The sequence below is a fragment of the Beijerinckiaceae bacterium genome (assembly GCA_004564215.1).
Classification (GTDB): domain Bacteria; phylum Pseudomonadota; class Alphaproteobacteria; order Rhizobiales; family Beijerinckiaceae; genus Methylocapsa.
Genome location: CP024846.1, coordinates 2,401,189 through 2,416,493, shown reverse-complemented (window position 1 = coordinate 2,416,493; position 15,305 = coordinate 2,401,189). Strand labels below are relative to the sequence as shown.

The 15,305-nt window shown below is 61.1% G+C and carries 13 protein-coding genes; 5 read left to right on the top strand and 8 right to left on the bottom strand.

All coding sequences use genetic code 11. From position 1 onward, the window contains the following. Positions 1-7 precede the first annotated feature (7 nt). Entirely contained in the window at positions 8-952 is a 945-nt protein-coding gene (locus CU048_11370) for a 50S ribosomal protein L11 methyltransferase (protein ID QBR71770.1), read from the bottom strand. Between CU048_11370 and CU048_11365 the strand changes: the two genes are divergently transcribed. Further along, complete coding sequence (locus tag CU048_11365) at positions 951-1,139, top strand: hypothetical protein (protein QBR71769.1); 189 nt, start codon at positions 951-953, stop codon at positions 1,137-1,139. The two genes, CU048_11370 and CU048_11365, sit on opposite strands and share 2 nt — an antisense overlap. A 1-nt stretch (position 1,140) precedes the next feature. Beyond that, positions 1,141-1,554 carry a hypothetical protein gene (locus CU048_11360; protein ID QBR71768.1) on the top strand — a complete coding sequence of 138 codons (414 nt, stop codon included), beginning with the start codon at positions 1,141-1,143 and terminating at the stop codon, positions 1,552-1,554. Positions 1,555-1,559: 5 nt separating this feature from the next. On the opposite strand, the gene CU048_11355 is transcribed toward CU048_11360, so the two are convergent. After that, positions 1,560-4,226 (bottom strand): hopanoid biosynthesis-associated RND transporter HpnN, encoded by a 2,667-nt coding sequence (locus CU048_11355; protein QBR71767.1) that lies wholly within the window; start codon positions 4,224-4,226, stop codon positions 1,560-1,562. Between the two features lie 278 nt (positions 4,227-4,504). Between CU048_11355 and CU048_11350 the strand changes: the two genes are divergently transcribed. Both CU048_11350 and hpnH read left to right on the top strand, forming a co-directional pair. Further along, a complete protein-coding gene (locus tag CU048_11350; protein ID QBR71766.1) occupies positions 4,505-5,428 on the top strand; it encodes a 4-hydroxy-3-methylbut-2-enyl diphosphate reductase in 924 nt (307 codons plus the stop codon). Positions 5,429-5,467: 39 nt separating this feature from the next. Further along, positions 5,468-6,616: a hopanoid biosynthesis associated radical SAM protein HpnH gene (gene hpnH, locus CU048_11345; GenBank protein QBR72878.1), complete on the top strand. Its 1,149-nt coding sequence runs from the start codon at positions 5,468-5,470 to the stop codon at positions 6,614-6,616. Here hpnH and CU048_11340 read toward each other — a convergent pair. The 6 genes from CU048_11340 to CU048_11315 are packed head-to-tail and all read right to left on the bottom strand — an operon-like array spanning position 6,506 to position 13,231. After that, the gene (locus tag CU048_11340; protein ID QBR71765.1) at positions 6,506-7,303 is read right to left on the bottom strand and encodes a phosphorylase; all 798 of its coding nucleotides are present in this window, start codon (positions 7,301-7,303) and stop codon (positions 6,506-6,508) included. The two genes, hpnH and CU048_11340, sit on opposite strands and share 111 nt — an antisense overlap. Next, positions 7,237-9,201, bottom strand: a complete 1,965-nt coding sequence (shc, locus tag CU048_11335; GenBank protein QBR72877.1) for a squalene--hopene cyclase — start codon at positions 9,199-9,201, stop codon at positions 7,237-7,239. Before shc ends, CU048_11340 begins: the two co-directional genes overlap by 67 nt. A gap of 31 nt (positions 9,202-9,232) precedes the next feature. Next, entirely contained in the window at positions 9,233-10,486 is a 1,254-nt protein-coding gene (locus CU048_11330) for a hypothetical protein (GenBank protein QBR71764.1), read from the bottom strand. Then, positions 10,486-11,325: a squalene synthase HpnD gene (gene hpnD / locus CU048_11325; protein QBR71763.1), complete on the bottom strand. Its 840-nt coding sequence runs from the start codon at positions 11,323-11,325 to the stop codon at positions 10,486-10,488. Before hpnD ends, CU048_11330 begins: the two co-directional genes overlap by 1 nt. Next, on the bottom strand, positions 11,322-12,194 hold the full coding sequence (hpnC, locus tag CU048_11320) for a squalene synthase HpnC (protein QBR71762.1): 873 nt from the start codon (positions 12,192-12,194) through the stop codon (positions 11,322-11,324). The genes hpnD and hpnC overlap by 4 nt, the downstream gene beginning before the upstream one ends. Positions 12,195-12,196: 2 nt before the next feature. Beyond that, the gene (locus CU048_11315) at positions 12,197-13,231 is read right to left on the bottom strand and encodes an NAD-dependent dehydratase (protein QBR71761.1); all 1,035 of its coding nucleotides are present in this window, start codon (positions 13,229-13,231) and stop codon (positions 12,197-12,199) included. A 238-nt stretch (positions 13,232-13,469) separates the two neighbouring features. Here CU048_11315 and CU048_11310 point away from each other — a divergent pair, with 238 nt between their 5' ends. Further along, positions 13,470-15,296 (top strand): ABC transporter, encoded by a 1,827-nt coding sequence (locus CU048_11310; GenBank protein ID QBR71760.1) that lies wholly within the window; start codon positions 13,470-13,472, stop codon positions 15,294-15,296. Positions 15,297-15,305 lie beyond the last annotated feature (9 nt).

The window sequence follows — 15,305 nt, the reverse complement described above, 5'->3', positions numbered from 1 at the left end:
CGACGGTTCAAGCAGAAATGGTCTGGCGATCCTTGCCGCCGCGCTGCATTAATAGGGTCGCCCAGCCGTCGATGTCGGTCCTGCGCGTGAGGGCCAGCCCTTGCGCCCGATAGGCGCTGATGACACCTGCAACATCCCGCGCGATCAGGCCCGAAAGAATAACGTCGGCGCGGGGCGCCAGCAATCGCGCCATTCCCGGCGCGAGATCGCGCAGCGGCCGGGCAAGAATATTCGCCATGACGAGGTCATAAGGCGCCCCGCCGCGCAGGGCCGGATGCGAAAGCCCTTTTGCCCGGACCGGCCGCACAAAGCTTGCAACACCGTTGAACCTGGCGTTGGCAGCCGCCGCCGTTACGCTGAGCGGGTCGATGTCTCCGGCGTGAATTTTTTGTTTTAACAATTTTGCCGCCGCCATGGCGAGGACACCCGAGCCCGTACCAAGATCAAGGATTGAACTTGGGCGCCGCTTGCGCGCGATAAGATCGAGCATGAGCAGGCATCCGCGCGTCGAACCATGATGGCCGGTCCCGAACGCCAGGGCCGCTTCGATCTCGATCGAAAGCTCATTGGGTCGGACCGCGTCGCGGCCATGCGCGCCATGAACGACAAAGCGGCGGACCCGGACCGGCTCAAGCCCTTCGAGGGAAGAGGCAACCCAATCGCGCTGCCGCACGCGATCGAACACGACCGCCTCTGCAGCTTCGCTCCCGGCCGCGGCGGCAACGAGCGCGCGCACATTGGCTTCGTCGGGTGCACTGCCAAAATAGACTTCGACGATCCAAGGCCCCTTATTCCAGTCCTTCGTGCTCGGCGTCTTCTCGAACGCTGCAGCCGCCGTCTCGGCAGGGTCGAAGGTCTCAACGATAATATCGGCGATCATGCGCGCCATGGCCTCGTCACAGGTGAGGCGCATGACATGTGCGGCCGAATTGGGGGGCAGGCCTTCGAGCATGGCCGCAGGTAGCATGGGGGATCACCAACAGCAACGGGGCCATTGCCGAACGGCCGGAGCCCGGTTTGACAAGGCCCCACGGTCGGAAGACAAGCGCCAATGCGCTCAACTTTGTCTCGGCATGGCGGCGGGCGAGATTTGCCGGGCCAAGTTTTTGAAGAGTGACAAATCCAGGCCGGGATTATGAAATGAGAGTGTCCCAAGTCTATATCTTGATTTGCCTGCCGCTCCTCCTCGCGGGATCGAATGATGCCCGCGCCGAAGAGCCCTATCGCCCCGCGGAAACGCCCGCACCACGGCCGGCTCCGGGGGCGGATTCACATGAGATCGTGTTCCTGGGCGTTCGTCACGCCAGCCCCTTGGGCAAGCCATGCCTCGAAATGGTGCCCTCGTCCCGGGCGCATCTCGTCAATCAGGAAGTTTACGACTACGTCGTCGCGATCAACAACAAATGTCCAAGGATGATCAAAGTTCGGATTTGCTATAAGGGCTCGTTCGATTGCAATTCCGCTCGCATCCATTCCTATCAATCCCAAGAGCTCATCATGGGCTTCGGACCAAAAACGGATCGATTCAATTTAACCGCCAAAGAGGACCCTTAAAACCGCTAGGCGTCCTCGCCAGTCATATCCACCTTTCGGGGCGGCCCCATCAACGCCGGCTGGAATAAAATCGCCGCCGCCAAAGTACAGACGAGCGACAACGCCAGCAGCTTACCCATGCTGGATGTTCCCGGATGATTGGATAGCCACAGACTGCCGAAGGCGGTCGCCGTCGTCATCGCACTGAAAAAGACGGCACGCGTCAGACTCGATTGTAAAAGATTTGTCGTCCCGGCCCGCCACGCCATGACGAAATAGATCTTGAAGGCAACGCCCAGTCCGAGCAGCAGCGGCAACGCGATAATATTCGCAAAGTTCAGCGGCAATCCAATGAGGACGGTGATTTCCAGCGTCACGACCCCGGCAAGCAGCAAAGGGACCAATGTCAAAAGGACATCGGTGATCCGCCGCAACACGAAGAACAGAAGCAGGCTGATCGAAAGCAGCGCCCATCCCCCCGCCTCGATGAAGGCTTTGACGACCGTGTCGCCGGATTCCTGAACCGCGATGGGCTCGCCCATGGCGTTGGGGTCGATCGTCCGCACGGCTTTTGCAAATTTGATCAGCGTCGCATTATCGTTTGGATCCCCCGCAGGCGCGACCTCGATCCGGGCGCGGCCATCGGCGCTCACCCAGTTGCGCGCCAAGTCAGGCGGAATCGATGCAACGGTCACTTTTCGTGCGCTGAGAGAAGCGCGCAGCAGATCAAGCATCGTATCCAGGCTTGGGACCAAGGCTCGACGCGCGGCCTCGCGCTGCTCCAGCGACCCGGTCGCCAGCTTTTGGAATGCCGCGGCGAGACGGCGCGCGTCGTCGGCGCCTTTTCCCGTCCCATCTCCGGCGGTCGAATTGAAAGTCGCCGCCGCCCGCTCCAAGGCGGCGACATTTTCGGCGTCCGTCGGAGGCTCGTGTTCGCGGGCAGGATCGAGCAAGGGAAGCAAAGAGCTCGCAATCGGCGCAATGATCGCGAGCTTTTGGTCCTGATCCTCGGGAATCAAACTCTCCAGGCTGGTCACCCGGGCAACTTCGGGCAATTGCTTCAGGCGCGCCATAAGCGCCGGAGCATCGGCGAGCGAGGGCGCGAGAACGCTGATCGTATTAGTGTCGGTATTCGGATCCTTCTGAAGATCCAATATTGTGGAAACGGATTCCACCTTGTCGCTACGCAAATTGAGCGGATTGAAATCGAAGTGGACATAGAAGAGCAGAGGCGTTCCTGCCAAAGCCACAGCCAATGTCCCAATGATGATCGCATAGCGATGTCTGGCCATGAATTTATCGACCGGGGCCAGAAAGAGATAGCCGACCGGCTCCGCCTCCGGCGGCGGCCGCAGCAAAGTCAGCAAGGCGGGCAGCACCGTGATCGCGGCAAAGAACGCGATGAACATTCCGGTCCCGGCGATGAGGCCGAGTTCCGACACGCCGCGATAATCGGTCGGAAGAAACGAGTAAAATCCGGCGGCGGTCGCGGCCGCGGCTAGCGAGAGAGGCCGTCCGGCCTTGGCTGCCGCCTGCTGCAGGGCGAGATCGAAATCCGCCTGCTTGTGGCGCTCGGCGCGGTAACGGACACTGAACTGAATGCCGAAATCCACCCCGATGCCCACAAACAGGACCGCAAAGGCGACCGAGATAAGATTGAGCGCCCCGACCATCATGATCCCGACGGCCGCTGTGACCGCGAGACCGACAATGACGGTGAGGGTCACCGCAAGGACGATGCGGGTGGATTTCAGCGCGCGCCAGATGATGAAAAGAACGATCAGGGCCGTGGCCAAAGCGTTGAGGCCGGCACCGTCCGCAATCGTCGAGAATTCCTCGTCGGCCATCGGCACTATGCCGGTCAGCCTGATTTTGACCCCGGATGCGCTGGAAAGGCCGAGATCGATGGCGCTCTGGCGGATAAATTGCGACGCCTTTTCGCCCGGCATGAGGGCGGCATAGTCCAGAACCGGCTTCACCTCGATGAAACGGCGCAATTCGCGAGAATCAGGCGCCTGTTCGTTCAACAAGCCGCGCCAGGAGAAAAAAGTCGGCCGGCCGTCCAGCACACCGTCCAGGGCGTCGCCAAGGACCGCCATCGGTCGATCGAAATCATCCAAAGTGCCGGCCTGCGCCTGAACCCCGCGGGGGATATAGGAAAATGCGTTGGCGATTCCGCGCAGGCTCGGATCCGAGGCCAGGGCCACCAAGAATGGCCGGGCGTGGGCAATTCCCTTCATGGTGCTCTGGAGTTCAGCGGCCGGCATGAACAGGAGACCATTTTGATTGAAATAGGCTCCGCCTTCCGGCCGCACGACGGATTTGTAAAGATCCGGGCGCGTCTTCAATTTGTCGGTCAGCGATTGCGCCGCGGCTTCGGCAAGCTCTGGGGTCGCCCCATCGATCACGACCACAATTTGGTCCGCGCGCTGTGGGAAGGCCTTATCCAAGGCGATAAGATTTTGCCGCCAGGGCAGCTTTTCGGAAATAAAATCGTTGGTATTCGTATTGATCGCAAAATGATTAGCGGCGTAATAACCGGCAAGTCCCGTCAGCACGATTGACAGGGCAAGCACAATCCAAGTGAACCGACTGCAACTTGTCACGATCGCCACAATAGACCGCGCGATTGGATCTGACGCAACTAGTGGCAAGAATGGTTTTTTTCCCGAAGGTCCTTTAAATTTTGTCATGCTTTGCTGTCGCCGATCGAAAAAAACGCCTGCTAAGGCTATGCTTAGAAAATAGTCGCGGTACTGGGAGACAATCCAAAAGCCGTAAAGATGGCAATTTCGGGTATTGATGGGCCGCGATGGCGCTTTGGCCGTCGGAATGGCGAATGTTTGACAATGTCATTTGTTTGACAATGGCATTGTTATAGCTACAAACTCAGTCCAGAATCAACGAGTCGCGCCTGTTTTCCATGGCACTGCCTTTAAAGGCACAATCCATCCGACGCTAGGCAAATTTCATGAAAGTCATTTTGGCGCAGCCACGCGGATTTTGTGCTGGCGTCGTCCGCGCGATTGAAATTGTGGAACGTGCGCTCGAGAAATATGGCCCTCCCATCTATGTACGGCATGAAATTGTCCACAATGGGTATGTCGTCGAAAGCCTCAAGGCGAAGGGAGCCCAGTTCGTCGAGCGGCTGGATGAAATACCCCACGGCGCGCGAACGATTTTCAGCGCGCATGGCGTCGCCCGCTCGGTCGAGGAACAGGCCGCCGCCCTCGGATTGCCGGTTCTCGACGCGACCTGTCCCCTGGTGGCGAAAGTTCACAGCCAGGGCGAACGCTATGTCCAGCATGGCCGCGCCATCGTGCTGATCGGCCATGCCGGCCATCCGGAAGTCGAAGGCACGGTGGGGCGTATTCCGGCCCGGGTGCATCTCGTACAATCGGAAGCCGACGTGCAAAAACTCGACCTTGCTCCAGACACGCCGATCGCCTATGTCTCGCAAACTACTTTGAGCGTCGATGATACAAAGAGCATCATCGCCGCGCTGAAACGCCGTTTCAAAGACATCGTCGGCCCGGAAACCAAGGATATTTGCTACGCGACCCAAAATCGGCAAAGCGCGGTGCGCGAACTCAGCAAACTGGTTGACGTCATGCTGGTTGTGGGCGCGAAAAACAGCTCCAATTCGAATCGGCTACGCGAGATCGGGGCGGAATCCAACATACCGGCTTTTCTGATCGCCGATAGAACCGAACTCGATCTTGAGTTCCTGCGGGGAGTCAAAACCATTGGTCTCACCGCGGGCGCTTCCGCCCCGGAAGTTCTGGTCGAGGATGTGATCAACGCCTTGAGCAGTCTTGGCCCTGTTGAATTGACAACGTTGCCCGGTGTCAGGGAAGATATAGAATTCAAGCTTCCCGCCGAACTCAATGATTGAGTGAAGGCTCGTTGGCGTCAAAACCTTAAGGAGCAAGCATTGGGAATACCGATTCTGCAGATGGCACAGATCGGCGCCTATGTGGTTCGTCAACGTTTGGCCGGCCGCAAGCGCTTTCCGCTCGTCCTCATGCTCGAACCTTTGTTCCGATGCAACCTTGCGTGCGCCGGCTGCGGCAAGATCGATTATCCCGACAAAATTCTCAACCAGCGTTTGCCGCTCGCCGATTGCCTGGCGGCGATGGATGAATGCGGCGCCCCCGTCGTTGTCGTCGCCGGCGGCGAACCCCTGCTCCACAAGGATCTTCCCGAGATTGTGGCCGGCGCCATCGCCAAGCGGAAATTCGTCACTGTCTGCACCAACGCCCTTCTGCTTGCGAAACACATCGATCGCTACACCCCGAACCGCTATTTCAACTGGTCGATTCACCTCGATGGCGATGCCGAAATGCACGATCACTCGGTCTGCCAGGCGGGGGTTTTCGAGCGCGCCCTCGACGCCTTGAAACTCGCCAAACAACGGGGGTTTCGGGTTACCATCAACTGCACGCTTTTCAATTCCGCCGATCCCGACCGTGTCGCCGCGTTTTTCGATAGCGTCTCGGCGCTCGGCATTGAGGGGATCACGGTCTCGCCGGGCTATGCCTACGAACGCGCGCCGGACCAGCAGCATTTCCTCAATCGCGAGAAGACCAAGACCCTGTTTCGGCAAATTTTTTCGCGGGGCAACGGCGGCAAGGCGTGGCCGTTCTTTCAGTCGAAGCTGTTCCTCGATTTTCTGGCCGGCAATCAAACCTATCAATGCACCCCTTGGGGCAATCCCACCCGAACCGTGTTCGGCTGGCAGCGGCCCTGCTATCTGCTCGGCGAAGGCTATGTGGACAGCTTCAAGGAGCTGATGGAGGACACCGACTGGGACTCCTATGGCACCGGCAATTACGAAAAATGCGCCGATTGCATGGTCCATTGCGGGTTCGAGGCGACCGCGGTCGAGGATGCTTTCAAGCACCCGTTGCGAGCGCTTGGGGTCTCCTTGGGCGGCATTCGGACCGAAGGCCCCATGACGCCCGACATTCCGTTACACTTGCAGCGGCCCGCTGAGTATGTCTTCGGGCGGCAGGTCGAGCAAAAGCTCGCCGAAATCGTGGAAACCGAGCGAGCCAGCAAGCAGCTTTCGGCTGCGGAATAAAGTCCTGAATGCCGCGGCGGCGTCACGCGCGGTCCGCATCAATTGAGGAACCTGAAGCGGATCGCGAAGGATCGATCCGAGGATCGCGCCGAAGGCAAGCGATCCATCCGGCCGTATCGCAATCAGCGCGGCGTGAGGCAATTGCCGATGCGCTGGGTCGGCCACCACGCGAAAAGCGGCGAAGGGCAGCTTGTGGGCGGCCGCGATCCGGGCTGCGATATGAGACTCCATATCGGCGGCATGAGCGCCGGTCTTGAGATGCAGGGCGTGCTTATCGGCATGACCCACCACCGGAGCGTCGATCCCCGCTATATCGGCGATCGTTGCGCCGCCGAGCATCATGGCGAGCCGCTGCGACCACAACGGATCGCCATGATAAAGGTCGCCATCTTCCGTGACGATCGAGCGTGCCACGAGTTTCGAGCCCGGCGCAAGGCCGGGCTTCAACCCGCCCGCGACCCCAAAACTGATGATGGCCGAGGCCTTGTTCGCAACCGCCGCTTCCAAAGCGCGGGCAAGCCCAGTGGCATCGCCGCCCCCCGAAACGGCGCGAATCTGCGGTCCCGCAATCAGTCTTGCTTCGGTCTTGAGGCCGGTGACCGCAATAACGGGAGATCTGCCTACATTCCCACCAGCACCGGATGCCGGTTGCCCTTCTTGAGATTGCGGTAGCGTGCCATCGCCCACAGCGGAAAGAATTTCGAGTAGCCGTGATAGCGTAGGAAAAAGACCCTGGGAAACCCGGTCGCGGTGAAACGTTCTTCGTTCCAAAACCCATCCTCCGCTTGAGAACGCGCAAGGTAGCGGGTCCCAGCTGTAAGCGCCAAATCATCCACTATGCCGGCGGCCATCAGGCCAAGCAAAGCCCATGCCGTCTGCGACGAGGTGCTCGGAGCGGGACGATAGCCGGCGTAGTCCATTGCATAACTCTCGCCCCCTTCGCCCCACCCGCCATCTTCATTCTGGATCTTTTTGAGCCAGGCGACGGCTTTCTGAACCGGTTCGCTGCGCAAATCGAACTTGACGGCATTCAGGGCGCAAAGAACGGACCAGGTTCCGTAGATGTAGTTCATGCCCCAGCGGCCGAACCAGCTCCCGTCGGATCGCTGTGTTCGAAGAAGATAATCGATCCCGCGCGCCACCGCCGGGCTCGAAACGGCCGTTTCGCCGAGTTGGCCCAGCATGGAAAGGCAGCGTGCAGTCACATCTTCGGTCGGCGGATCGAGCAAGGCGCCATGATCGGCAAAGGGGATGTAATTCAGATATTCCCGGTCGTTTTCGGAGTCGAACGCGCCCCAGCCGCCATTGGCGCTCTGCAGGCCTTCGATCCATTCGCGCGCCCGGGCAATCGACCCCTGGTAAGCCGCTCCCTCGCCACCGGCGCGGTCCATCGCCATTGCGACAACCGCGGTGTCATCGAGGTCCGGATAATAGGCATTGGCATATTGAAACGCCCATCCGCCCGGCCGGACATGAGGCCGTTGCACCGACCAATCGCCGGCAATGTCCGTCACTTGCAGAGGCTTGAGCCAGTCGAGCGCGGCGCGAACGCGCGGGGCCGTTTCCTCCCCGCCCGCTTCCATCAACGCATGGCAGGCAAGCCCCGTATCCCAGACTGGCGAAACGCAAGGCTGGCAATAAGCCTCTTCGTCGCCGACGACGCGGAGTTTGTCGATTGCGTTCAGAACCTGGACGATCCTCGGGTCGGTTTTGGGGATCCCTAGCACCCAATACATCAGGACGGAGTAAGCCATGGCGGGATAGATCGCGCCAAGCCCGTTTTCTCCGTTCAACCGTTCCTCGACAAAGGCAACCGCCTTATCAATGGCCCGCCCGCGTAATTTTTTTGGGAAGTAAGGCTCGGCCACCCGCAAAACTTTGTCGATGCCAGCAAACAGGGACGTCCAGGGAAATTTCTGGTGGGGCGCGCCCGGCCAGTGGCGAACCTGGTCCGGCGGTTCGACGAAGAGCTCGTCAATCGAGAGGTTCCGCGGATTGACCGCCCGCGGTTTCAGGGCATTCACGACCATCAGAGGGATCAGAACCGTGCGGCCCCAATAGGAGATTTTGGTCACGTGAAACGGGAACCAGCGCGGCAACAGCATGATTTCGACGGGCATCACCGGCACGCTGCGCCAGGGCACCGCGCCGAATATGGCCAGCAAGGACCGCGTGAAGACATTGGTGTTGGCGGCCCCGCCATGGGCCAGGATGGCAGCTCGCGCCCGCCGCATGTGGTCGGCGTCGGGTGAATCGCCGATGGTCTTCAGCGCAAAATAGGCCTTTACGCTGCTGCTGAGATTATAGGCCCCATCGGTGAACAGCGGCCAGCCGTCATGAGCGGCTTGGTGGCGACGCAGATAGACCGCGAACTTGGCTTCGAGTAGAGCGTCGACCGGCTCGCCCAACAAATGCTTGAAAAGAATATATTCGGCGGGAATGGAAACATCCGCTTCCAGCTCGAAGACGAAATGCCCATCCGGTCGCTGCACGGCCAACAGCGCTTGTTTCGCCCGGGCGATTCCCCGTTCGACGTCCGCGAGATCGAGGTCTGCCGTGGCACCACCGTCCGTCACACCCTTCAAGGCAACCCCATCTTCCACCTAATCCGTTCCTTTACTTCCTGCGATCCCTGATATGCTTGGCCGCGCGATGGCCGGAACGGATCGCACCTTCGATCGTCGCCGGCAGTCCCGTCGCGGTCCAATCGCCGGCAAGCACCAGATTAGTATAGGCCGTTTCCGCTTCGGGGCGCTTCGCGTTTTCGTGAACGGTTGCCGCAAAGGTCGCCCGCTTTTCCTTGATGATCTGCCATGGCGGCAGCGGCTTTTCAATCTGTGTCACTTCTGCCACTTCCGCCCATATGTCCTCGGCGAGTTTTTCGCGCGCGACGTCGAGAAGCCGGTCGGCGCCGCTAATTGTGACCGAGAGGCGATCCGGGAAGGCGAAAACCCATTCGATGCTCCCGTTCACAACTCCGAGAATTGCGGGAAAACCATCCGGCGGGCTGATTTTGAAATGAGCATTGACGATGGCCCGATAAGCATCAGGCGCGTTCAAACCCGGCACGAGCTCCCGTGCAACATAAGGGGGAACCGCGAGAATCACCTGATCTCCGGGGTCGAGCCGCAACGAGCTTTCGCCGAAATCGAGGCTAGTGGCGCGGCCGGCGGCGAAATCGATCCGCCGCAGCCGATGGTCAAGGCAAATCTTGGCGCCGCGCTCGACAAGAAAATTCAGCGCCGGCTCGATAAAGGCTGCACCGAGCCCTTGCGCGGCGACGAGCGGACGGCAGGCATTTCCTCCCTTGGCGAGAGTTTCGCGCACCACCGCGGCGGCAAGATGCGAAGATCCTTCGGAAGGCTCAGTGTTCAAGGCGGCAAGAAGAAACGGCCGCCACAACCGTTCATAGAGCGGTCCATCGCAGCGCATGACCGCGCTGATCGGGCTGTCCTTGCCGGGGACCAAGAGGCGCAGGAGAGCCAGATAATCAAGCCAGCCGGTGTCCGGTACCCGTCGCCGGTTGGAAAAAATCCACCAGGCAAGCGGGCCGGCGTTCGGCCGCACCCGCCAGCGCAATTTGGATTTGAGATCGATAAACTCGAAATCAGCTTCGGGCGGCCCAACCAACTGGTCTTCGCTGCCGATGGCGGCCAGAAAGCTCCGCGCATCATGATTGCCGGACAACAGCAAATGATTGCCATTGTCGATCATCATCCCAAGGGCCGGATCGAAATAGGAACGGCAGCGCCCACCCGCCTGCCGCGCGGCCTCGTGCAGCACGATTTCGTGCGTTCCCCCCGCAAGGCGAACGGCCGCGGCAAGCCCGGCAAGCCCGGCACCGATGACGTGCACCACCGGGTTACGCATCAGAACAGGCCATAGCGCACCAACGCCAGGAAAACGCGATGGCGCGGCGTCCGGATCCGTTGGCGTGGCGGCTCGAAGCCGCGTTCGATCAGGCGAATGAGAATGGCCTGATAGACTTCGCCCATGATTCGGGGTGCGCGAACGCTCTGGCGCGAACATCGCGCCATAATGCTGCGCGCCGCACCGAAATGGCCCTGCGCCCGCGCAATGGTCGGCGCGCAGGCTTGGCCCAACGCCGGATGAGCCATGACCGCGCGCGGCTCCCTCACGCCGATGCCGGCCGCCGACAAATCCTCACGCGGCAGATAGAGCCGACCGATGACCGCGTCTTCGTCGAGATCGCGCAAGATGTTGGTCAGCTGGAGCGCGCGGCCAAGATGATGCGCGAGGAGGTGTCCTTCCGGCTGCGGCAGACCGAAAACTTTCACCGAAAGACGCCCGACCGCGCTCGCCACGCGGTCGCAATAAAGGTCGAGGGTCGCCAAGTCAGGCGCCTGTATGTCCTCCTCGACATCCATCTCCATCCCATCGATGATGGCGTGAAAATCCTCGCGGCGCAGGCCGAAGGCGTGGATCGCGCGGGCGAGACCGCGCAGGCTTGCTGGTGCTTGTTCGGGCGCGGGTTGGCCGGCATAGAGCGCGTCGATATCGCTGCGCCATTTGGCCAGCGCCGCCTTGCGGGCCTGGCGCGGGCCGGCCTCGTCGGCGATATCGTCGACGGCACGGCAAAAGGAATAGATCTCGAACATCGCTTCCCGGCGCGGACGGGGAAGAATGCGCATGGCGGCATTGAACGAGCTGCCCCGCGCGCTTACCGACGCGTCGGCCGCGCCGTTCATGCGCCACCGCTGTTTGTCACCGGGGCTCGTGCGGAGCCCATGAAGGCCAGCAATCCCTCGAGAACGCCGAGACCGGACCAGCCGAGAAAGCCGGCCTTGTTCAAATGGACCCGCTCACTGAGGGGATCGCGCTCCAGCAACAAAGAATTGAGTCTGCGCGCCAGTCGCGCGATGACGGCAGTCTCCAGACAAAGGCGGAAATCGCGAACCTGGCTCGGCAGGCATTGACCCAGTTCGATCAGCGACGCATTGCGCACGGCGACGGCATGCAGGGCCGCGCGCAAGGCCGGCGAGGCCTTTGCCGCGTCGAGCTCCGCGACGCCAATGCCTTGAGCGGCAAGCACATCCTGCGGGATATAAACCCGATCGAGCCTGCGATAGTCGGCGGCGCAATCTTGCAAATGGTTAATGACCTGAAGGGCCGCGCAAAGCGCGTCGGAGGCCGGCCAGGTCGCTTCGCTTTCGCCATGGACGTCGAGGACGAACCGGCCGACGGGAGCCGCCGAATAGGCGCAATAATCCATCAGTTCGGCCCAACTCGCATAGCGGTGCTTGATTGCGTCCATCCGAAAGGCTCGCAGAAGATCGAGCGCATGACGCGGTGAAAGCCCTCGCTCGGCGAGCGCCGCGCGGAGCGGCAGGGCGGCGCTCACGGCGTCGCTGCGGCCGGTCAGCGTGGCCTCGAAAAGGTCGAGCCCGGCAAGTTTGGCGTCAGGCGCGAGCGAAACATTGTCCGCAACATCATCGGCGCCCCGCGCGAATTGATAATAGGCAAGGATGATGGCCCGATGCTTTTGCGCAATCAGCATCGAGGCGACCGGAAAGTTCTCGCCCCGGTGGGTCTTGGATGGTTGGTCCGGCAAGCCCATTGTCATCGCAAATGGCCATGATGACGGAACCACTCCAAAGCCTCGCTGAGCGCTTCGGGATAGGGTCTCGCCTTGTAACCCAGATCGCGTTCGGCTTTCGCCGAACTGAAAAACATGCGCTGCTTCGACATCCGTAATCCATCAATGGTCACGAAAGGCTCGCGCCGGGTCACATGTGCCATGGCTTCCGCCGCGAAAGCAATTGGATACACCACGGCGCGCGAGAGACGAAGTTTGGGCGGATTACGCCCGCACATCAATGCGATCTGGCTCAAAAATTCGGCAAGTGCGACGTTTTGGCCCCCCAAAATATAATGTTCGCCGGTTTTACCTCGCTGCAAGGCGGCCAGATGGCCGCTCGCGACATCGTCGACATGGACAAGATTGAGACCGGTATCGACATAGGCCGGGATCCGGCCTGACGCGGCCTCGACGATAATCCGGCCGGTCGGCGTCGGCTTGATGTCGCGCGGACCGATCGGCGCCGCGGGATGGACGATCACCGCCGGCAAGCGATCCTTGGCGATCATCGACTCGACGATCTGCTCGGCGACGACCTTGCTGCGCTTATAGGCCCCGATCGCCTTCGATTCGCCAAGCGGCGTGGTTTCATCGGCAATCCCGCCATCTTTTGCGCAGGCGATGGTCGCCACGCTGCTGGTGTAGACGATCCGTTCGACGCCGGCCGCCAGCGCCGCCTGCATCAAAAGCCGCGTCCCTTCTTGATTGTTCCGCAAGATTTCGTGCGGATTGCGCGCCCAGAGGCGATAATCGGCGGCGACATGGAACAAAAAACGCACGCCCTTCATCGCCCGCGCCACAGAGGCCGGCTCGCACATATCGCCTTCGGCGATGGCGATATCGAGATCGGCGAGATTGGTACGATTGCTGGTTGGCCGCAGGAGCGCCCGGACCGAATAGCCGGATTTGACCAGCGCATGGGCCACGGCGGACCCAACGAATCCCGAAGCGCCCGTGACCAAAACCTTGTCTTCCGCCACTCTATTGCGCCCTTGCTTGCTCGGTGCGACCCACATTGCCGCGACAGGCGGGGAATATCACTTATTGTTGTTTTTCAGCAATCCGCCGACTCGGACATTTTTTAATTGCGCCTGGAGGAGGTCTCGGTGCATGTGGAGCCATCATCGGCGAGCCGAGAGGGCAGAATTCGGGTTTCCATGCGCATTTTCTACAATCTCGACATGTGAAGTCCAACTCGACCGCAGCTTCCGTAACCCGATCCGCTTATAGCGCGAGATTTTCGTATCGTATGTAATGACAGAACCTGCCCCCGCGACCCAAACTCTCGAAGCAAAGCAAAAGCCTTCGCCGCGCGCCCTGTTGCAGCTCATCCCTTATGTGTTGCGTTATAAGCCGCGGATCGCGGGAGCCCTGCTCGCCGTGACTCTGGCGGCGGCGGCGACCTTGGCGGTCCCGCTGGCCATAAGACGCATGATCGACTTCGGCTTCGATGCCGGGAGCGCAGGATTAATCAACACCTACTTTCTCGGTCTCATCGCGGTTGCCGCCGTTCTCGCTTTGGCTTCGGGGTCGCGGTTTTATTTCGTGACGACGCTCGGCGAGCGAGTCGTGGCCGACCTCCGGACGGATGTCTTCCGGCATCTTTGCCGGCTCGACGCGGAGTTTTACGATACCGCGCAAACCGGTGAGCTTTTGTCCCGTCTCACCGCCGACACAACCCAGATGAAATCCGCCTTCGGCGCTACGGCCGCCCTCGCGCTGCGCAATTTCTTCCTGTTTGCCGGCGCGATCGGTCTGATGGTGTACACGAGCCCAAAACTGTCCGCTGCGGTGCTCATCGCCATTCCGATTATCGTCCTGCCGCTGGTCGCCTCCGGCCGGCTGGTTCGCAAAAGGTCCCGCACCGCGCAGGATACGCTCGCAGAGGCCAGCTCCTATGCCGCCGAAAGCCTCGGCGCGGTCCGCGTCATGCAGGCGTTTGGCGCCGAGCCCGCGACCGGCCGTCGGTTCGGTGCCGCCGTGGAAGAAGCCTATCGCGCCGCCCGGAATGCGTCGGCCGCGCGCGCACGGCTCACGATCGTGGTCATCTTTCTTGTGGTCGCGAGCATTGTCGGCGTGCTTTGGTTTGGCGCCCAAGACGTTCTCGCCGGCCGCATGACGGGCGGTCTCTTGTCGCAATTCGTGCTTTACGCAATTTTGGCCGCGAGCGCCTTGAGCGAATTGAGCCAAGTATGGGGTGAAGTTTCCGCGGCGGGCGGCGCGGCCGGCCGGCTTGCTGAAATTCTCGCGCTGCAGCCGAAAATCGTGGCGCCGGTCCCGGCCGCAGCCCTTCCCGTGCCCGCGCGGGGCGAGATCGCGTTCGAGAACGTCGATTTCGCGTATGAGAGCAGGCCGGGAGATCCCGCCCTCCACAATCTTTCATTCAAGATTGCCGCCGGCGAAACCGTCGCCATCGTCGGGCCTTCGGGCGCCGGAAAGACCACTTTGTTCCAGCTTCTGTCGCGGTTCTACGATCCCACGGCCGGCCGCATTCTGCTCGACGGCGTGGACATCAAAACCGTGGACCCGGTGGAATTGCGGCGGCGGATCAAGAGCGTGCCGCAGGATGCGGTGATTTTCGCGGCCTCGATCGCCGACAATATCCGCTATGGCGCGCCCGAGGCGAGCGACGAAGCGGTGCGCCACGCCGCCAAGCGTGCCGCCGCCGACGAATTCATCCAAGCCTTGCCGGAGGGATATGAGACCCGCGCCGGCGAGCGCGGCGTGACCTTGTCGGGCGGGCAGCGCCAGCGGATTGCCATCGCACGGGCGATTTTGCAGGAGGCGCCGGTGCTGCTTCTCGACGAAGCGACCTCGGCGCTCGATTCGGAAAATGAAGTTATGGTCCAGGCCGCGCTGGAAAAAGTGATGTCGGAGCGAACGACGCTGGTCATCGCGCATCGCCTCGCCACGGTCCTCGAAGCCGACCGTATTCTGGTCCTCGACAATGGCCGGCTGATCGAGGAAGGCACCCATCAGACCCTTGTCGCCAAGGATGGGCTTTACGCGCGCCTCGCCAAGCTTCAGTTCGAAACCGGCGCGGCGGCGCTCAGAAACGGCGAGACCGCGGCCGCAGAATAAGAATGCGCG